We start from the raw sequence: 17,279 nt of genomic DNA, 5'->3' as shown, positions 1-17,279 counted from the left end.
CGGTTCGACGAGCCAAAAGATCGTCAAACTCTCAAAGCGCTTCGACATCTACTGGGTCGGTTGTCCCTCGATGGGGTCGCGCTGGTCGAGTTGCTTGAAGAAAGGCATGCGCCGCTGGAGCGTTAGGACAGTCTCGTTCGACGCGCTTGCGCAATCCTCCCGCGTCGTACGCGCATCGACAGACGTATCTGGAAAGAGTCTGGGCGAAGCTACGCGGGACCGGCGTTTCGTTGCAGCCATGGGAGTCTGCGCCCCGCAGCCGCTCCAAGGGTTGAGCGGCGGCAGGGCCATGCATCCAAGCCTGGCGGGAACGGACAGGGCAGCCGAAACCCCTCAATGATTACAGCGTCGAGTTAGCTGCGCTCGGCTCGGCTAAACCGGAAATAGTTTGCACTCAGCTGAAATTTTTACGTTCGTGCCATATCGCGTCGTGATCGGCGTTTTTTCCGCGAGCGCCATCTGCTTGGTGAGCTTGCACGCTTCCATGTCGCTCGCATCAAGCGTTTCCGTGTCGATGACTTGTCCGCCTAACAGATAGGCGATGACCAACACTGTTTTCATGCTCTCATCTCCGGTGGGCAAAATTCCGATTGCTAACTTTGCTCATAGGATAATGTGATAATGGCTCTGCTGCGACGCATTATGACTGTATCTTTTCTGATTTGTTGCATCGCGGACACATGTGTGGTGCGGCGCACATTGTCGTTAAGCTCGCCGAAGTCGGACATCTCGCACTGTGCATCAACACGGCGACGCCGAAGTTGATTCTGTTTGCGTCCTACGCCCGCGGGCGACTGGAACTGCATGGCGACGCGCTACTTGCAGCATTGGAAAGTGCCGCTCGGGCGCGCCGTGATCGGCGGCCTCACTGTCGCGGCCTTCTCGACTCTCTTCTTCGCGCCCTGCGTTTGCGCGGTGGTGTATCACCGCAAGTCTGACGCCAACTATCCATCTGGCCAGCGTCGAACGGCTGAGATCGACGCCGTGCCGTGCGAAGATTTGCGATTGACGATAAAGCGGTGTGTGGTCGCAATATTTGGAGATTAGCGCCTGGGCGAGCAGCGCCGGCGTCGCCACGATGGCGCGTCGGGTCGACCCCGGAAAGGGAGATGTTGCCGCATTGGTCGAGGGCAGGCAGCGGCCGATCGATTGAAGCTGGCGGCAGAGGGACGCGGGCCGAGCGAGCGGATGCGCCGCGTCGTCGTCAAGGCGCGGATTGTCCGTCTGAAACTCGGGAGCAAGGCAGCCGACGCGCATCTGCGCTAGTTGCAGCGCGACGGGACCGACCGGGAAGGAGAAAAGGGAAGACTTTACGGATCGGAGACTAACGTCGCGGATGGGCGCTCGTTTCTTGAGCAGGCGCGCGAGGATCAGCATCAGTTCCGATTCATCGTCGCGCCCGAAGACGGCGATCAGCTTTCCGACCTTCGCGCCTTCACCCATGACGTGTTGAAGCAAATGGAGGCTGACCTCGGAACGAAGCTCGACTGGGTCGGAGTCGACCACTTCAACACCGGCCATCCGCACAGCCATGTCGTCGTCCGGGGCAAGGATCAGACCGGCAAGGATCTGATCATCGCGCAGGACTACATCACGGATGGCGTCCGTCTGCGCGCGCAGGAGTTGGCGACGCTCGAATTGGGACCGGAGACCGACCTCAAACTCCGATCAAACCTCACGGCAGAAATCACAGCTGAGCGCTTTACCCGGATTGATCGAGCCATGCTCGCCGAGGTGGGAGACGGAATCCTCGACCTGCGGCCGGAGACGGGTCAGGTCCGCGCCGATTTCGATCGGGCGCTGCGCATCGGCAGATTGCAGATGCTGGCGCGCTATCGCCTCGCCACGGAGAGTGAGCCAGGCGTCTGGAAACTGTCCGACCAGTTGGAGCCGACGCTGCGCGAACTCGGCGAGCGTGGCGACATCGTCAAGGCGATCAGCCGGGCTCTGAAGGCGCGTGGCGACGAGCGTGCGCTGGAAAGCTATTCCCTTCACGGCGAAGAGGCCAAAACCAGGATCACTGGTAGCGTGATCGACAAGCGGCTGACCGACGAGCTTGGCGAGCGACTTGGCCTCGTCGTTGATGGCCTTGACGGGCGCGTCCACCATATTGTGCTCGGCTCCGAGGCGATGGCCAATGTCGCCGAGGAAGCGTCCATTGGATCGATCGTGGAGATCGCCCCTACGCCCGCCGGACCGCGACCGGCCGACCGTAACATCACTGAACTTGCTGGCGCCTCAGGCGAGTATCGGCCGAGCGTTCACCGGATCATGGCGGAGGCGGGCCGAGTCCGCGTTCCGGGCGGCGACTATAACGCCTATGTCGAAAGCCATGTCCGAAGGCTGGAAGCGCTGCGCCGAGAGCGGGGATCGTGGAGCGAATCGACGCCGACCATTGGCGTCTACCACCCGACTACGAAACGCGCGCCGCAGACTATGACGCCCAGCGGCGCGGCCGCATGACGCTGCGCGTGCTTTCCAGTCTCGACCTCGAATCTCAGATCGACGCCAACGGGCCACTTGGCTCGACCGCGAGATGACATCATCCAACCGCGCGCCAATCGTGCGCGCCGGATTTGGGGCCGAGGTCGACCAGGCGATGAAACAACGCAGAGAGATGCTGGTCGAAATGGGCTACGCCCGGCGTACGCCGGATAACGTCGTCCGCGCGCCGGGAGACCTGGTCGCTCGACTGGAGAGGAGCGAGATCGAACGCGTCGGCAAATCCATAGCCGCGGACAAACAAGCGGCGTTCAGAATGAAGGCGAAAGGCGAGCGCGTCTCGGGCGTCTTCACCGGCACGACCAATGTCGTCTCCGGCAAATATGCGATCATCGAGAACGCCTACGAGTTCACTCTCGTCCCCTGGCGGCCCGTTATGGACGAACGCCTCGGCCGCCAGATCAGCGGCGTCGCGTGCGATTCCGGAATCTCATGGGACTTTACCCGGGCGCGGGGAATTGGACTTTGACCATCGTTGCTCAATTGGGAAGCAGTCGGCGGATTCTTGATTCATTCGCGTGAGAAGCGCCGGCGACGGGTGAAAGGTCACGACCCTGCGAGCGCTTATCACCGCCTCCGTCCCGGTCTTGGGGTTGCGTCCGGTGCGCTGTCGCTTGGCGCGGAGGTTGAACGTTCCAAAATTGCGCAGCTTGACCGGTTCGCCGCGAACAAGCGCGTCGGCCAGTTCATCGAAGGTCTCATCGAAAATCTTGCAAGCCTCGGCGCGGGACAGCCTCGGGCAACAATGATAAATCGCCGCCCGCAAATCGTGTCGTGTGAAAGTGCGCACGCCGTCGCTTTCCTTCGGCATGCGAACGCCGGCTGTTGATCCAAACCTTGCACGCTCGCCTCCAAAAACGCTCATGGCCACGCTCCACCGCGATGATTTTGCCGAAAACCTAATGATTATTCGCTCTTTTTCGGTCCCGCAACTTGCGAGAATCCGATCGTTGCGGCCTTCAACGCGCGCGTTCCCAGCCGCCATGACGCCGCCGCGAAGGATCGAAGCCCCGCTGTCGTTGGCGGGCACTTCTACTTCTTCTCCAAACTACGCTTCGGCGCTGTGTCTAAGAATTGGGCCGTTCAACTGGCGACGATGCGCCGCCAAGGTTTCGGAATGGCTCATCCTCCTCGCGCGCATCAACAAGTTTCCGCCGGCGGGAACGCAAATGGCGATGGCGTTCGCGGAATGAGGCGGTATGATTCGGCTTCGAAAGCGATCGACGCGGCAGACGAAATCGCCGTCACCGACGATTGGCCCGAAGATATTCCCGTTTCCGCGGCCGAAGTCGATGTGTTGGAGATGTTTCTCGGCGACGTGCTCGACGCCTTTCTTCGACCGCGTCATTGAGCTTTCGATCGAGCCTGGGAGCTCCACATGACCGACCCTCTCCGCGCCGCTCTCTATTTGCGGGTTTCAACCACGCGACAGGCGGAGGTCGATCTGTCCATTCCTGATCAGCAGGCACAGACGAGCGCCTATTGCGCGCGGCAAGGTTGGCGCGTCGTCGCGGAATATGTCGAGCCAGGCGCCTCAGCCATGGACGACAATCGGCCAGAGTTTCAGCGCATGATCGAGCGCGCCTGCGACGACGACCATCCAATTGATACGATCGTACGTCCATTCCTTCTCCCGCTTTTTCCGCGACGCGTTCGGCCTGGAGATGTATGTCCGCAAGCTCGCCAAGCATGGCGTGCGACTCGTCTCCATCATGCAGGAGCTTGGCGACGATCCGGCGCAGGTGATGATGCGGCAGGTCATCGCCCTGTTCGACGAATATCAGAGCCGGGAGAACGGCAAGCATGTGCTCCGCGCCATGAAGGAGAACGCCCGTCAGGGCTTCTACAATGGCTCGCGCCTCCCGCTCGGCTATGCGCTGAGCGAGGTCGACCGACACGGCCACCGCTCCAAGAAGAAGCTCGTCATCGACCCTGTCGAAGCCGAGACGGTGCGGCTGATTTATCGCCTCTATCTCGAAGGGGAGCGGCAAGGGGCCGATGGGCGTCAAGGAGGTGACCAAGGCGCTGAATGCGCGAGGGCTACGGACACGGCTTGGCGCGCGCTTCGGCGTCGCTTCGGTCCACAAGATACTGACCAACCCCGTCTACGCCGGACGCTGGCGATTTAACCAGCGGGAAGCCAAGACCGGGAGAACCAAGCCGACTGGCGAGATCATCGAAGTTGCGGTTCCGGCGATCATCGAACAGCTGGTTTTCGATAGGGCTCAGGGGAACCTGAAAGCCCGCGATCCGCGCATTCTACCGCCGCGCGTTGTCACGGGACCGATCCTCCTCACAGGCCTGGCGCACTGCGCGACATGCGGCGGGGCGATGACGTTGCGCACCGGAACGTCAAAATCCGGCAAGGTGCATCGCTATTATTCGTGCTCGACAGCCGCGCGGATCGGCAAGACGGCTGCAAAGGCCGATCCATCGCCATGGACCGTCTCGACGGGCTAGTGACGAGTCATCTCGCCGACCGGTTGCTCGGCCCAAACCGATTGGTGGGTCTTCTGACCTCGCTGGCCGAAAAGCGAGCATCGAGCGACGCCGAAGTCCAGGTGCGGGCGCGCGTCCTGCAACAAGAGATCGCGCAGACCGACGACAAGCTGCGCCGTCCCTATATACTGGTCGAGGATGGCGTGACGGATATCGACGAGACGCTGGCGGACCGGCTTGCCGCGCTCAAATCGAACCGCGACCGCGCCAAGGCAGCCTTGGAGCGCATCAAGGTTCAGCTTGCGCCTCACCTCACGTTGGACGCGGATCAGGTCGAGCGCTTCGGCACCTTCATGCGGGAGCGGATAACCACCGGCGACACGACGTTCCGGAAAGCCAATCTGCGTTCAATCGTCGACGCCACTGAGGTCGACGACAAAGTCATCCGCATTCACGGCTCAAAGGCCAGCCTCGAACAGGCCGTCATCGCCGGAGAACAAATCGGCAGGAGTGTTCGCAGTTTTATACGCAAATGGCGCGCCCAAGGGGATTCGAACCCCTGTTTTCGTCGTGAAAGGGCGAACAGCGGGAATCCAAAAAGATTCCTTTCGTCGGTCATCCCCAACGCTCCTCGGCGTCGCTATCCGCGAGATTCTCCTCTCCGGCGAAAACAATGGCGTCGAGGTCGGCCTCCGACTTTGGCATCTCCAAGAAGCCTTCGTCTTCGAGCCGTTCGATATCCGGAAGATCGCGCAGAGTCGCCAGCCCAAACACCTCCAGAAACTTCCGCGTCGTCACATAGGCGAAGGGCGCGCCCGGTTCTGGCGCGCGAAGGGCTCCCTCGATCAGACCATGACGTTTAAGTGCGCCAATCACGTCGCGGCTAATCTCCCGCCCAGCAAGGCGGGATAAGTCTCTGCGGGTCGCGGGCTGCAGATAGGCGATCGCGGTCACGGCCAAAATCTCGGTCGGCGTCAATTCGGGCGCGCCGGCATGGCGCAAATCGTCGCCGCTCGCCGCTCGGATCGCCGGCGCGAAACGTGGCTTGGTGCGCAATTGATAGCCCCCGGCGACGAAGACCAGCTCATAAGGTCTCGCGCGTAAATCTTCGCGGATGTCGGCGATCAGGTCATCAAGATTGCAGGACGAACCAACCAGTCTTGCCAGCGCCTCGCGCGGCACAGGATTTCGCGCCGCGAAAATCACCGCTTCAACCCGCCCCATCCATTCTCGCCAGCGCGCAGGTTCTGGAAGGTCGGTCAGAACCGGATCGAAGTCGTCGTATATTTCACACCTTTTCGGACGACCCATGATCTCGGCCTCACATAAAGCGTTATTGCGTTTCTTCATCCAATTCGTACGCGCGTCACCTGCAACAGCTACAATCCATAAAGGCGGAAATTGGCGCGCCCAGACAATTCGCGCACTGCCCTAAGTTCGATCAGACGATCAAACAGCCGCCGCGCGGCGCGATCGGAGAGCTTCGCCCGCTTCGCCGCACGCGCAGGGGAAACGCAATCATCTTGAAGCAACATTTCGATCACCCGCGATGCGCCTTTTGCCCGCAGTTTCGGCGCCACATCGAAAAGTTTTTGCGTTTGGCGTGACAATGCGCCAGCGAGATCGATCGCCTCAGAGGCGGCGAGCGCATAGGCGCCAGCGAGTCCGGTCAACCAGTCGCAATCGCCCAAACGGGGTCGACGGCCGTTTGGGCCACGGCGCAATGCCGAGTGAGCGATCGCTGTCGCCAACAGCGGCATCGGCGAACGCCAGGCGAGCTTTTGCGCCAGCGCGACGTCCGCGATCCAGAGCGCGAAGATTTCGGCGTCGATCGCCGGAAGGGCCGTCAAATAAGCCGCCGCCGCCTGGCTCGCGCGCGCCGCCGCGGCGAGAGGATTGACGGCGCTTGTGACAGCCTCGCGCAGCGCCTCAGCGAGCGCCAGCGCGTCCAAGTCGCTCGGCGCGCCGACATGTTCGGCGGCGAGCGACAAAGTCGCGACGTCGAATTTCACGGCGCGCGTCGCAAATAGCCGCCATAGCCGATGAATGCGGCCAGCAGGACTGGTTTCGCCATGGGCGCTCAAATGCTCGGCGTCGCGTAAGGCGCTCTCGTCCTCGCGACATCGAGCGAGCCGCGCGCATGTCGCGGCGGCTTTCAGCGCCCGGCGCTGGCGCAAGACGCCGGCGAAACAATGTTCGCCGCCATTTTTGCCGGCGCTCGAAACATCAGCGCCGGAGCGCAACATCTGGTCGAGGGCGAGAAGGTTGGCGCCGGCGAGAAAGAACGCCGTTTTGGGATCGTCGCGGGCGCGCTCGTCGAACCTTGTCCAGCGTGGAAGCGGCTGAATTTCCTGCACCTGTTGCGCAAGCGCCCGGCTTTTACGGCCGCGCCGCGGCGGCGCGGCCAACGCGGGATCAAGCGCAAATGAGTCAGGCGAATCAGCGTCGAACATGGGCGGAATCGTACCCCCTCAACGACTCCGGCGACAAGTCACGACGGCGCATTATGCTTAAAATTCGTGACGCATCCGCCGCTCTTGTCGTCTCGCGTCTATGTCCGATAATGTGGGCTTATCGGACATGATTCGAGATCCCCACGGCGGCGGGCGATAACGATCGAAATCGGTCCCGATCAGCCCGGCGAGGCGTCGGATTTTTTCCGCTCGAATGGCGCGGGGCGGCGCCCAGCTGAAACATCCGAAGACTGGGCAGTCGGCGTTCGAAAGCCCAAGATGCGCCCGAGAACCTCGGTCCAACGATTAAGGGTGAAAAATTCCAGCAAATAGGCCTAAATCCACTCAATGTCGGTCAAGCACACCGCCGAGGTTTCAATGACTTGGAGTCCAGTCAATAAGGGTGAGCGACAGGGCGAAAACGATCGAAATCGGCCTCGATAAGCCTGCCGAGGCGTCGGATTTTTGACCCCGAGATCGAGGCAGGCTTCCCCTAGAGGCGCCAAAACGAGGACGACATGGCCGATCCGAAAGTCGAAGACGGCGGTCCGCCGCTAGCCGCGCCCGCCCCCTCCCCGCATCTCGCCGCGCTCAGCGAAAAGGCCCGCGATTACGCCCGCGCCGCCCGCGCGGACAACACAAGGCGCGCCTATGAGGCGGATTGGCGGCAGTATTCGGCCTGGCTGCGCCGCTCTGGCCTCGATCCCCTGCCCCCGGAGCCGCAGACCGTCGGCCTCTATTTGACCGCCTGTATGGAGGGCGAGCGCGGCCGAGAGTCGGTCAGTGTCGCCACTTTGGAGCGCCGGCTCGCCGGCATCTGCTGGCATTACCGCCAACGCGGCGAGCCGCTCGACACAAGCGACCGGCATATTTCGACCGTGCTCGCCGGCATCCGCCGCGCCCACGCCCGCCCGCCGGTCCAGAAGGAGGCGATTTTCGCCGACGAATTACTGGCCATGATGGCGACGCTCGAGATGGATCTGCGCGGCATCCGCGATCGCGCCATCCTGGCGATCGGCTTTGCCGGCGGTCTGCGCCGCTCCGAAATCGTCGGCCTCGATTGCGGGCCCGATCAGAGCGAGGACGGAACCGGCTGGGTCGAGATTTTTCCTCCTGGCGCGGATATATCCAGCGCCACCAGAGACTCCGCCGATGTTTCGCGCGGCGGCAAAAGGACTGGCGCGGATATATCCAGCGCCAGCAACAACGACGGCGGCGCGGTGCTGCAGATTTCCGGCAAGACCGGCTGGCGCGAGGTCGAAATCGGTCGCGGCTCTCATCCCGAAACCTGCCCGGTCGCGCTGCTCGAAAGTTGGATGCGGCTCGGCCGGATCAGTCACGGCCCCCTCTTCCGGATGGTCGCGCGCAAGAATGGCGGCGTGTCGCCCGAGCGCCTGACCGACAAGCACGTCGCCCGACTGGTGCAGAAAACCGCCCTCGCCGCGGGGATTCGCGGCGATCTGACCGAGGGCGAACGGCGGCGCGCCTTTAGCGGCCATTCGCTGCGCGCCGGCCTCGCCTCGTCGGCGCAGATCGAGGAGGCGCATGTCCAAAAACATCTCGGCCACGCCTCCGCCGAAATGACGCGTCGATACCAGAGGAAACGCGATCGATTCCGCGTCAATCTCACCAAAGCGGCGGGGCTGTAACGACGCCATTCACGCGCTGTCGTCTTGGGTTGATTGAAAATCCAACGGATCCGCGAATGGCGGCAACGCACCGTAGGTGGCGGCGGCCGTCAGCGCCTGCGCGGCGATATCACCTGCGCGTGTCAAGAGGTCAGCGGGCTCAGCCTTCCCTGCCATGGGACAAAGGTCGATGATTTTGACCAGCGCGTCGGAAAGAATGGCGAGTTGGGTCGTCGTATCGGTCATCGCGTCCGCGCTCCCTCGATCGGTAACGATAATCCACAGCAGCGATACCCCAGCCAAAAGTCCGATCACCCCGCCCTCTTTCGTTCGCGCGCGGCCTTTGCCGCCTTGCCGCGGAGCAGCGCCATCAGCACCGGGCCGAGCGAAAACTCCCCTTCCCGCGCCTTGCCGGTCAGAACCCGCAAATAGCCGCCGGCGGATTTGATTTCCTCGCCGCGCTGCAGGATCGCCGCAATGACGATCGAGGCGTCATGCTCGCCCAAGACGTCGAGCGCCTGTTTCCAGGCGTCCGGCGAGACGCCCAGCGCCGAGCGGACGATCGCCGCCGCGTCGATGAGATCGCGCCAGCAGGAAATTTGGCCGCCCTTGCCGTAGTCGACGATGTCGGGACAAGCTTGCAGCACCATGCCAAGCGGATAGGTTCGCGTCGACGACGATTGTCGTTCCCCTATTCCTGTAACGGGAGCTTCGGTTTCCGCGCCCCCTGGCCTGTTGGCTTCCGGTTCTTCCGGCATTGACCCAGGCGGTTCGGCCCGGCCTTCTGGAAGGCTAGGTTCAAGATCAGGAATGTTTGTGATTTGATTCTGTATATGGCGCTCAGTCTGGGACTCATTGGCGCTTCTTTTTTGCTGTTTTACGTGCGTTTCGAGCAACTTCTGGATTTCGGCCGCGAAGGCCGTCAATTCACCCGCCAAGGCCTCGAGTTCTGTCCGCCCGAGGGCGCGCGAGTAGCGGCCCGATAAGGCCTGGTAGCGCCCGTAAAGGCCGTCCCAGTCGCCAATCTGCTGCCCGTCGAGCGACAGCGCTGCGAAGCAAACGCCCTCCTCCATGCCGGTCTCGATCATTTTGACGATGTCGCGCCGAACCAGCGTGATTTTCTCGCGCAGGAGGGCGATGGCGCGGTTCTCGACGCGAACTTCTTCGGCGAGGTTTTCGATCTCGGCCGCGCGCGCGATCAGCGGCGCTAGATCAAAGCCAAAGGCTTCCGCAATCTCGCCGCCCTGCCCCCGCCGCGCGAAGCGTTTGCCGTTGGGCGAATCCCGCCGGATGATCAATCCCGCCTCGACGAGCGAAGCGAGGTGACGACGCAGCGTCGCCGGTGCCATACCATGGGCGCGGATCGAGAGCTCCCTGTTCGAAGGAAACACCACGATGCCGGGCGCGGGCGAATCACCCTCCTCCCCTTCCCTGGCTTCGGCTTCCGGCAGTGTCAGCGCTGTTTCCTGGTGGAAGCTCAGCAAGGCGTGCAGGACCGAGAGCGCCCGGTCAGTGACGCCGAGCGGGCCCTTGGCTTCCGTGAGCGCTCGAAACAGCCGCCATTTATGGACGACGGTCTCGGACGCGTCAGGTTTTGACGCGAAATCCCGCGTCGCCGCCTGCGCCGCCACCATGGCGAGCGACAGCGGTCGCCGCCCAAAGGGCGTCGTTGAATGTGTGCGCATGATCCTTTGCCTCATTCAGGCAAAAGAAATCTGCTCGCCGAAACGGCGCCGACTCTTGACAGCGATTCGCGGAAGTGTGATTCTCTAGGTGCTAACTACGAGAAGGGCTTCCGGGGCAATGTTTCGGGGGCCTTTTTCTTTTGTCAGTTTCTCCTGCTTACGTACTTTTTGACGCTACGCGGAACGCTCGCCGTCATTGACGGGATTTGAACTCCTCATAGAGCGACTGCAATCGCACGATGATGAAATCTCCGAATTCGGGAACGACCTTTCGGTCGATCGTCACCGAGATTTTTTCGGCGCTCTGGACAATCTTCGCGAATTTCGCGCCATCAGCCGTCGTCCAGCTTTCAAAGCGGGGCGGGTCAACGCTCGGTCTTGCAACCGCATGCGCTCGCCGAAACCGACGGTCGCTTTCGAGCGCGAGGAAGTCCGGCGTCGAAATCAAGTCCCCCACCGACTTTGCCACGACGGGATCTGAAAACCGTTCTGCGAGGTCGATCCATCCCCGTCGCCCGATTCCAAGCGCTGGACCGATCGCATCGACGACGTCCTCGGGAATTCTAGAGACGACCGAGAGCATGTTGGAAAGATCGCTCTTGTAGACGGAAAGCGCGGTCATAATCGTATCGCGCTTGAACCCTCTTTCTTCCAAGCCTCGTGCGAATCTTGCCTTTTCGATGAACGACAGATCTTGTCGCTCATTGTTTTCCTGCCCTTGGGCGATGACGAGTTCGTCATCGGAAAGCGCCTTGACGACGGCCCGAACTGTTCGCTGAAGTTCCAATGCGGCGCGGAGCCGTCGATGGCCGTACGCGACCTGATACCGCCCGTTTTTGCTGGGATGAGGACGGACTAGAATCGGTACCTGCTGTCCATGGTCTCGAATGGCTTCGACCAAGCGCGCGTGCGCCTCCTTGGTCGTCGGCATGCGATCATTGACAAAGGAAGGATCAATGAGACTTGGATCAAGATCAACGACCGCCTGCCCTTCAGCGAGTTGACGCTCAATTGCGAGGGCGCGCTCGGATTGCGCTTTGAACTCGCTGAGGGACTGTCCAAGCGCACCAACTGGCGCCGCGGTTGTTCTGATCAGTTCCGGCGCGCCGAGAATTGGCCGGGACCGAAATCTTGCCGCTCTAACCGGATCAACCGGAGGCTTCTCGTCCGCTGGACGATTTTCGGAATTGTCGGTGGCTTCGACTTCCGCTGCGGATGCTGAAGCAGGCTTCAAATTCGCGAAAAGAGCTTTCCGGCTCATGCTGCTCTCCCCCAAGCTCGCCGGATCAACCCTTCGATCTCTCCGTTGACCTGGTTCATTGATTCCATGGCTCGATCGTACGTCGATCGTGTAAACTGCTGTCTTTCAACCTCATACAGCGTTTGGTTAGTTATCGATGCGTCCGAAATCGCCGTGCTCTTCAGCATTGGATGAATGAGCACATGCGGCCCAAAGATTGACCTGAGAAAGGCGACCATCTGATTTTGCGGGCCATCGCTCGGTTCAAATCTCGTTACGAGGTAATTCATCCAATCATAGTTCGTCGTACCTCCCGCGTCGGCGACAACCTCTAGGAGGTCGCCCGTCATTGTTAGAAATTGCGACATCGAGAGCACGTCCAGCATCTGCGGATGTACCGTAATCAGCACAGCCGTCGCCGCGCTCAACGCAGAGAGCGTCAGGTAGCCCAGCTGCGGAGGACAATCGATGACGACAATGTCATAGAGATTCTGCGCCTCAGCTATTGCTTGAGCGATACGCCCGAAAAACATCAAATCGCCGGGAGCACGTTGCATCAGTGCTCTGGGCGTTTCATGCTCAAATTCCATCAGCTCCAAATGCGCCGGGATCAAATGGAGGCTGGGAATGTATGTTCCCCTGACAACTTCGCTAATTGATCGACGATGCTCGTCATAACGAATCGCGCCATACAACGTCTCGTTCGGACCTACGTCGAGTTCGGGTTGTGATCCAAAAAGTGCCGAGAGGCTAGCCTGAGGATCGAGATCGATCGCAAGTACACGATACCCATGCAAAGCCAAATATTGCGCCAAATGCGCCGAAGTCGTCGTCTTCCCCGATCCGCCTTTGAAATTCATCACGGTGATGATTTGCAGGTGCTCGCCCCCAATCCGATGAGGTAGATAACGACGATCCCCTCTGGCGCTCTGGTCGAGAATCCTCCGGATATTTTGAATGTCCTCCACCGAGTATGATCGCCTACCGTTCGTCACTGTCGCTGCGATCCCCCGCCCTTCTGACGCAATCTGTCGCAGATACCCTTCGTGAATGCCAATCAACTTCGTGGCTTCCGCAGGCGAAAAAAGGCGGATATTTTTTTCCGCGGATGGGGGAAAATTGTTTCGTTGATGCGCCTGCAGCTGCTCAGAGAGATCATGTGCGTGCCGCTGAATCAGCGTCCTTAGTTCGGTCGCTTGCGGCGCGGATGCTGCGGGTTTGCGTGCCATGTGGGAAAGGCTCTCACCAAATCAAAGCTGCGGAGTTTTTCAAAGTTTCGCACTTCAAGCGCGTCTTTGCGCAATAGTGCCGATTCTCCCGCTGGGTGCAACGTTTTTAGTACTAACAAAACGTTAAGCGCATGTGATCTGCGTAAGAGGACAACGTCGCAGCTTTGCCATGATCGCTAGTTCTCGATCTGTTAGCCGCGGCTAACCTTTTATTCCTTTCGAAGGCTGTGGCCGCCCCCTCTGGCGTTAGCCGCGGCTAACTTCGGAGCAGACGCTATCTCTGTTTGCGCGGTTGTCGCCGCGGACGCTCGATGAGAATGTGGTCGTGCAGAGACGCGGCCTAACGCTTTTGCGTAAACTTCCAAACAGGAATTCCCATCTTGCGCGCTTTGTCGGCAAGGTTCTCGACGATGCCGGAACCGGGGAAGGCGATCACTCCGATTGGCAACGTTTCGAGCATCACATCATTGCGCTTGAAGGGCGCGGCGTTCTTGTGACGGATCCAGTCCGGTTTGAACGCGACCTGCGGAACTTTGCGATTGTCCGCCCAACAGGATGCGATCCGTTCGGCGCCCTTGGAGCCGCCTCCATGGAGAAGAACCATGTCGGGATGCTTCGCGTGGACTTTGTCGAGAGCGTCCCAAATGCGCTGATGATCGATGCAATCGACGCCCCCAGCGAAGGCGATCCGAGGACCGCGCGGCAAGAGCACCTGTGTCTCGGCCAGCTTCTTTGCGTTCAGAAAATCCCGGCTGTCAATCATCGCAGCCGTCAGCGCGCGGTGATTGACCTTTGAGCCCGCGCGCGGTCGCCAGGCGGAACCGGTCTCGGCCGCATAGAGTTCTGCGAGATGGTCGCGGAAGAATTCGAAGGCGTTGCGCCGTTCGGTCAGCGTCAGTCCTTGCGCGATCAAGCGCTCCAGTTCGACCGAGCGGATTTCCGAGCCGTCCTGTTCAGTCTGCGCGCGCCGCTGCGTGGTTTCATTGTCGTCGAGGTCCCGGTCGATACGATCCGCCTTGCGATGGAAGAGATTGACGAAGGACCAGAGCAGGTCGGGTAGATCGGCTTCGAGTCGCGTTTCGAGAAAGAGACCCGCCAGGGCCTCGACGGCGGCTTCGAGCGCCAAAGATGCGGCGTCGGAAGAGGGCAGGGGACGCGCATCCGGTTCGTCGTCGAGCGGGCGGTAGCCGTGCAAGGCGAGTTCGTCGAGAAGGTGCGAGGAGGGCGACTGGGATTCGTGATCCCGGGCGAATGTGTCGAAGGACTGGGAGGCGATTTCATCGTTCATCGCTTGGCGCTTTCGCTTGAGGCCGCATCGATCGCGGCCTGACAGCGATCCCGCGCCACGGGCGGCTCGCGCCGCACCCGAAGGGCCGAAACGCAGTGGAGGACGCTTTGCGGGCGACTTCTTTGATCCGCGCGGAATGCCCGAAGCGCCAGCGCAGGGCAGGGGAAAGAAGTCGGCGGGAGCGTTGTGGCAAGCGCGCCGCTTGTGGCGTCATCGCTGCTCTTTCAGGCCGGCGCGCGGCCCTCTGCGAACGAGTCCGCCGATCGAAAAAGCAACCGAGCCGGCGACGGTGGCGAGCCATCTCAGGAAGACGCGACGAGCAGCCGATCGCCTTCAGCGAGACCACCGCCTTTGGCAGGCGCTGTGCCCCTCCAGCCTCTGAAGCGGCTGGCCCTTGGACACTGCCCAAGCGGAGCCTGCCGAAGCTAGATCTTGACCAATACCAATTGACCGTATTTCATAAATATGATTTACGATTTACGGTATGATTATCCCCCGACCCCGCGTCGAACAAGCGCTCCGCCAAAGCTTGGCGCGAGCGCCTGCTGTCGTTCTGCTCGGCCCGCGCCAGATCGGGAAAACAACTCTCGCGAAAAAACTCGCGAAAAACGAAAAAGGCGCGATTTATCTCGATCTCGAAAAGGCCGCTGATCTGCGCCGTCTCGAAGACGCAGGCGCCTTTTTGAGGAGTCAGCCCGGGCGACTGGTCATTATCGACGAAGTTCACCGCCTTCCGAACCTTTTTGCCGAACTGCGCGGGATCATAGACGAGCGACGGGCAGGGGGCATACGAACCGGTCAGTTTCTGCTGCTCGGCTCCGCTTCGCTCGACCTGGTGCAGCACGCCTCGGAAACTCTCGCCGGGAGGGTAATTTATCTCGATCTTGCGCCGATTGCGGTCGACGAGGCGCGCGGCGCCGGCGTCGGCGCCGATACGCTTTGGCTGCGCGGCGGCTTTCCGGAAAGTCTGATTGCCGCCGACGACGCGGAGAGCTTCGAATGGCGAAGAAATTTCATCCGCAGCTATCTTGAGCGTGATGTGCCGATGTTCGCGCCGCGCATGCCGTCAAACACGATCGGAAGGCTTTGGACGATGCTCGCCAACGCTCAAGGGTCGTTACTCAACAGCGCTCGGCTCGCACAGGGCCTCGGCGTCTCGGCGCCGATGATCAACCGCTATATCGACTTGCTCGTCGACCTGATGCTGGTGCGGCGGCTGCAGCCTTGGAGCGGCAATCTCAACAAGCGGCTGGTTCGTTCGCCCAAGGTCTATGTCCGCGACAGCGGCGTCGTTCACGCGCTGCTCGAACTCGAAACCCTCGACCAATTGCTCGGCCATCCGGTCGTCGGGCCGAGTTGGGAGGGCTTCGTGATTGAAACATTGATCGATGCCGCCGGTCCGCGGCGCGCTCCCATGTTTTATCGCACGCAAGACGGCGCAGAAATCGATCTTCTATTCGAACGCGCCGGAAAGATCGAAATGGCCCTCGAGATAAAACGTTCGACCGCTCCCAAGGTCGAGCGCGGCTTTTTTCTCGCCTGCGACGATCTGCAGATTGAAAGGCGCTTCGTCGTCTATTCAGGGCAGGAAGGCTATCCGATCTCGCATGGCGCGACGGTCTTGTCGCTGGAAGAAGCTGTGACTCGCCTGCGGTGAGAATCCCGGCGTGCCGGAGCATCGCTCGCCGAAGGATGCGATCTTCTCGCGCAAGAGCGCCGACGCCTTCTGAGCGTCACCGACGACATTCGCGACACGATGGGCTTCGCGCCAAGCGCCGACGAAGCGTTCACGAGGCATGGGCGCCGATCAGCCGTTCCACTCCGGCGCGCAAGGTGTCGAGCGAATTTTTACGCAATTCGCTGTTGAAGTCGGCGCTCAACGGCGTGATCGTCGTCGTATCGACGCCATGCTCGCCCATTCGCCCGGACAGGCGACGGGCAGCGTTTCGTCCGGGCTCGTCATTGTCGGCGGCAATAACAAGCCGTCGTTGAGTCGACGGCGGCCGCCAGGCGGCAAGATGCGCCGCCGAGAGCGCCGCGACCATTGGAAGGTGGCGGAAAGCAGTTTTGAGTGACAGGACCGTTTCGATTCCTTCCCCGATGATTGCGAATTCGTCGATCGCGCCGAAGCGCACGCCATTGCCGAGAATGGCGCCGAGCGAGCGGCGCGGCGACGCGACATTCGCTTTGGTGTCGCGCGCCGGATCGAGAAATGTTCGATGAATTCCAGTGATCTCGCCGCTGTTGTCGGTGACGGCGGCGATGAGCGCCGGCAATTTGCGCGACAGCGACTTTCGACCTTCACGATAGATCAGCGACGGGTGATAGCGCAATGGCGCATCGCTCAGATCGCCGCTGATGTTCCGCGCGCGCAGATAGGCCTCGGCCTTTGTTCCACTAATCGGCCGCGACGCCGCCCAGATTTTGCGTGCGAGCGCGATCGTGTCGCATTCGCTTAAAATCCGACCGCGACTCTCGGTCGGCGTCACGTACGGCACCCGCAAAAAACGCCGCGCCTCGTCGAACGTGTCGCGAAAGGATGTAAGCCCTTCGCGCGCGCGGATAAGATCGAGCAGGTCGCCATGTTCTGATGTGGCCGAGTCAGTCCAACGTCCACGCGCGCCCTTGCCAGTGAGCGGCCCCTTGAGCCGCACATAAAGACTGCGGCCCGTATTGTTGTTCACGTCGCCAACGATCCAGTAATTGCCGCAGCGGCGACCATTCGAGAGATAATGCCGGCAGACGGCCTCGACATTTTCGGCAAGTCTGCAAGACAGAGTTCGGGCGGGGTTTTCCATGATCGCCTCCCGCTCTT

18 protein-coding genes, 1 tRNA gene and 3 pseudogenes are annotated in these 17,279 nt (G+C 61.1%); 9 read left to right on the top strand and 13 right to left on the bottom strand.

What is annotated here, in order from left to right; genetic code table 11:
- Positions 1-372: 372 nt before the first annotated feature.
- Positions 373-561: a hypothetical protein gene (locus AC0X69_RS23205; protein ID WP_482614095.1), complete on the bottom strand. Its 189-nt coding sequence runs from the start codon at positions 559-561 to the stop codon at positions 373-375.
- A gap of 384 nt (positions 562-945) precedes the next feature.
- Positions 946-1,074 (bottom strand): annotated as a pseudogene (locus tag AC0X69_RS23200) (IS66 family transposase); the annotation flags it as partial.
- Positions 1,075-1,266: 192 nt separating this feature from the next.
- Here AC0X69_RS23200 and AC0X69_RS23195 point away from each other — a divergent pair.
- Both AC0X69_RS23195 and AC0X69_RS23190 read left to right on the top strand, forming a co-directional pair.
- The gene (locus AC0X69_RS23195; protein ID WP_482614094.1) at positions 1,267-2,463 is read left to right on the top strand and encodes a DUF3363 domain-containing protein; all 1,197 of its coding nucleotides are present in this window, start codon (positions 1,267-1,269) and stop codon (positions 2,461-2,463) included.
- A pseudogene (locus tag AC0X69_RS23190) lies at positions 2,373-2,971 on the top strand (DUF3363 domain-containing protein). Before AC0X69_RS23195 ends, AC0X69_RS23190 begins: the two are co-directional and overlap by 91 nt.
- Here AC0X69_RS23190 and AC0X69_RS23185 read toward each other — a convergent pair.
- Positions 2,933-3,313, bottom strand: coding sequence for an integration host factor subunit alpha (locus AC0X69_RS23185; protein WP_482614172.1), 381 nt, complete (start codon positions 3,311-3,313; stop codon positions 2,933-2,935). The pseudogene AC0X69_RS23190 and the gene AC0X69_RS23185 overlap by 39 nt on opposite strands.
- Here AC0X69_RS23185 and AC0X69_RS23180 point away from each other — a divergent pair.
- The 5 genes and pseudogenes from AC0X69_RS23180 (at position 3,279) to AC0X69_RS23160 (ending at position 4,962) form a co-directional block, all read left to right on the top strand.
- Positions 3,279-3,695, top strand: coding sequence for a hypothetical protein (locus AC0X69_RS23180; RefSeq protein WP_482614180.1), 417 nt, complete (start codon positions 3,279-3,281; stop codon positions 3,693-3,695). The genes AC0X69_RS23185 and AC0X69_RS23180 overlap by 35 nt on opposite strands.
- Positions 3,692-3,853: a hypothetical protein gene (locus AC0X69_RS23175; RefSeq protein WP_482614092.1), complete on the top strand. Its 162-nt coding sequence runs from the start codon at positions 3,692-3,694 to the stop codon at positions 3,851-3,853. Before AC0X69_RS23180 ends, AC0X69_RS23175 begins: the two co-directional genes overlap by 4 nt.
- Positions 3,854-3,880: 27 nt before the next feature.
- A pseudogene (locus tag AC0X69_RS23170) lies at positions 3,881-4,033 on the top strand (recombinase family protein); the annotation flags it as partial.
- Between the two features lie 133 nt (positions 4,034-4,166).
- Positions 4,167-4,631, top strand: a complete 465-nt coding sequence (locus AC0X69_RS23165) for a recombinase family protein (protein ID WP_482614170.1) — start codon at positions 4,167-4,169, stop codon at positions 4,629-4,631.
- The gene (locus AC0X69_RS23160) at positions 4,516-4,962 is read left to right on the top strand and encodes a recombinase family protein (protein ID WP_482614090.1); all 447 of its coding nucleotides are present in this window, start codon (positions 4,516-4,518) and stop codon (positions 4,960-4,962) included. Before AC0X69_RS23165 ends, AC0X69_RS23160 begins: the two co-directional genes overlap by 116 nt.
- On the opposite strand, the gene AC0X69_RS23155 is transcribed toward AC0X69_RS23160, so the two are convergent.
- The 4 genes from AC0X69_RS23155 to AC0X69_RS23140 all read right to left on the bottom strand — a co-directional run bounded on the left by AC0X69_RS23155 (position 4,959) and on the right by AC0X69_RS23140 (position 7,394).
- Positions 4,959-5,252 carry a hypothetical protein gene (locus tag AC0X69_RS23155; RefSeq protein ID WP_482614088.1) on the bottom strand — a complete coding sequence of 98 codons (294 nt, stop codon included), beginning with the start codon at positions 5,250-5,252 and terminating at the stop codon, positions 4,959-4,961. The two genes, AC0X69_RS23160 and AC0X69_RS23155, sit on opposite strands and share 4 nt — an antisense overlap.
- A 222-nt stretch (positions 5,253-5,474) precedes the next feature.
- Positions 5,475-5,589, bottom strand: a tRNA-Glu gene (locus AC0X69_RS23150).
- Positions 5,557-6,252 carry an SMC-Scp complex subunit ScpB gene (scpB, locus tag AC0X69_RS23145; protein WP_482614086.1) on the bottom strand — a complete coding sequence of 232 codons (696 nt, stop codon included), beginning with the start codon at positions 6,250-6,252 and terminating at the stop codon, positions 5,557-5,559. The genes AC0X69_RS23150 and scpB overlap by 33 nt, the downstream gene beginning before the upstream one ends.
- Positions 6,253-6,320: 68 nt before the next feature.
- Entirely contained in the window at positions 6,321-7,394 is a 1,074-nt protein-coding gene (locus AC0X69_RS23140) for a DUF1403 family protein (RefSeq protein WP_482614084.1), read from the bottom strand.
- A gap of 518 nt (positions 7,395-7,912) precedes the next feature.
- On the opposite strand from AC0X69_RS23140, the gene AC0X69_RS23135 reads away from it, so the two are divergent.
- A complete protein-coding gene (locus tag AC0X69_RS23135) occupies positions 7,913-9,043 on the top strand; it encodes a site-specific integrase (RefSeq protein WP_482614083.1) in 1,131 nt (376 codons plus the stop codon).
- Between the two features lie 9 nt (positions 9,044-9,052).
- Here AC0X69_RS23135 and AC0X69_RS23130 read toward each other — a convergent pair whose 3' ends face one another.
- The 5 genes from AC0X69_RS23130 to AC0X69_RS23110 form a co-directional block, all read right to left on the bottom strand.
- On the bottom strand, positions 9,053-9,337 hold the full coding sequence (locus AC0X69_RS23130) for a hypothetical protein (protein WP_482614082.1): 285 nt from the start codon (positions 9,335-9,337) through the stop codon (positions 9,053-9,055).
- Positions 9,334-10,707 carry a plasmid replication protein RepC gene (gene repC / locus AC0X69_RS23125; protein ID WP_482614081.1) on the bottom strand — a complete coding sequence of 458 codons (1,374 nt, stop codon included), beginning with the start codon at positions 10,705-10,707 and terminating at the stop codon, positions 9,334-9,336. Before repC ends, AC0X69_RS23130 begins: the two co-directional genes overlap by 4 nt.
- A gap of 193 nt (positions 10,708-10,900) precedes the next feature.
- The gene (gene repB / locus AC0X69_RS23120; RefSeq protein ID WP_482614080.1) at positions 10,901-11,968 is read right to left on the bottom strand and encodes a plasmid partitioning protein RepB; all 1,068 of its coding nucleotides are present in this window, start codon (positions 11,966-11,968) and stop codon (positions 10,901-10,903) included.
- The gene (gene repA, locus AC0X69_RS23115; protein ID WP_482614079.1) at positions 11,965-13,176 is read right to left on the bottom strand and encodes a plasmid partitioning protein RepA; all 1,212 of its coding nucleotides are present in this window, start codon (positions 13,174-13,176) and stop codon (positions 11,965-11,967) included. Before repA ends, repB begins: the two co-directional genes overlap by 4 nt.
- A gap of 340 nt (positions 13,177-13,516) precedes the next feature.
- Positions 13,517-14,464: a DUF2493 domain-containing protein gene (locus AC0X69_RS23110; protein ID WP_482614078.1), complete on the bottom strand. Its 948-nt coding sequence runs from the start codon at positions 14,462-14,464 to the stop codon at positions 13,517-13,519.
- Between the two features lie 484 nt (positions 14,465-14,948).
- Here AC0X69_RS23110 and AC0X69_RS23105 point away from each other — a divergent pair, with 484 nt between their 5' ends.
- The gene (locus AC0X69_RS23105) at positions 14,949-16,121 is read left to right on the top strand and encodes an ATP-binding protein (RefSeq protein ID WP_482614077.1); all 1,173 of its coding nucleotides are present in this window, start codon (positions 14,949-14,951) and stop codon (positions 16,119-16,121) included.
- A gap of 130 nt (positions 16,122-16,251) precedes the next feature.
- Here AC0X69_RS23105 and AC0X69_RS23100 read toward each other — a convergent pair whose 3' ends face one another.
- Positions 16,252-17,262 (bottom strand): DUF7146 domain-containing protein, encoded by a 1,011-nt coding sequence (locus tag AC0X69_RS23100; protein WP_482614076.1) that lies wholly within the window; start codon positions 17,260-17,262, stop codon positions 16,252-16,254.
- Positions 17,263-17,279: the final 17 nt, after the last annotated feature.

The sequence above is a fragment of the Methylocystis sp. Uni0008 genome (genome assembly GCF_056838045.1).
Note: the sequence above shows the minus strand (reverse complement) of the source record. Positions and strands in the feature narration are given on the sequence as shown.

Excerpts from the sequence above, each read along its gene's own strand:
- AC0X69_RS23205 (WP_482614095.1), bottom strand. The coding sequence starts at position 561 with ATGAAAACAGTGTTGGTCATCGCCTATCTGTTAGGCGGACAAGTCATC.
- AC0X69_RS23185 (WP_482614172.1), bottom strand. The coding sequence starts at position 3,313 with ATGCCGAAGGAAAGCGACGGCGTGCGCACTTTCACACGACACGATTTG.
- AC0X69_RS23175 (WP_482614092.1), top strand. The coding sequence starts at position 3,692 with ATGAGGCGGTATGATTCGGCTTCGAAAGCGATCGACGCGGCAGACGAA.
- AC0X69_RS23165 (WP_482614170.1), top strand. The coding sequence starts at position 4,167 with ATGTATGTCCGCAAGCTCGCCAAGCATGGCGTGCGACTCGTCTCCATC.
- scpB (WP_482614086.1), bottom strand. The coding sequence starts at position 6,252 with ATGGGTCGTCCGAAAAGGTGTGAAATATACGACGACTTCGATCCGGTT.
- AC0X69_RS23140 (WP_482614084.1), bottom strand. The coding sequence starts at position 7,394 with ATGTTCGACGCTGATTCGCCTGACTCATTTGCGCTTGATCCCGCGTTG.
- AC0X69_RS23135 (WP_482614083.1), top strand. The coding sequence starts at position 7,913 with ATGGCCGATCCGAAAGTCGAAGACGGCGGTCCGCCGCTAGCCGCGCCC.
- repC (WP_482614081.1), bottom strand. The coding sequence starts at position 10,707 with ATGCGCACACATTCAACGACGCCCTTTGGGCGGCGACCGCTGTCGCTC.
- repB (WP_482614080.1), bottom strand. The coding sequence starts at position 11,968 with ATGAGCCGGAAAGCTCTTTTCGCGAATTTGAAGCCTGCTTCAGCATCC.
- repA (WP_482614079.1), bottom strand. The coding sequence starts at position 13,176 with ATGGCACGCAAACCCGCAGCATCCGCGCCGCAAGCGACCGAACTAAGG.
- AC0X69_RS23110 (WP_482614078.1), bottom strand. The coding sequence starts at position 14,464 with ATGAACGATGAAATCGCCTCCCAGTCCTTCGACACATTCGCCCGGGAT.
- AC0X69_RS23105 (WP_482614077.1), top strand. The coding sequence starts at position 14,949 with ATGATTATCCCCCGACCCCGCGTCGAACAAGCGCTCCGCCAAAGCTTG.
- AC0X69_RS23100 (WP_482614076.1), bottom strand. The coding sequence starts at position 17,262 with ATGGAAAACCCCGCCCGAACTCTGTCTTGCAGACTTGCCGAAAATGTC.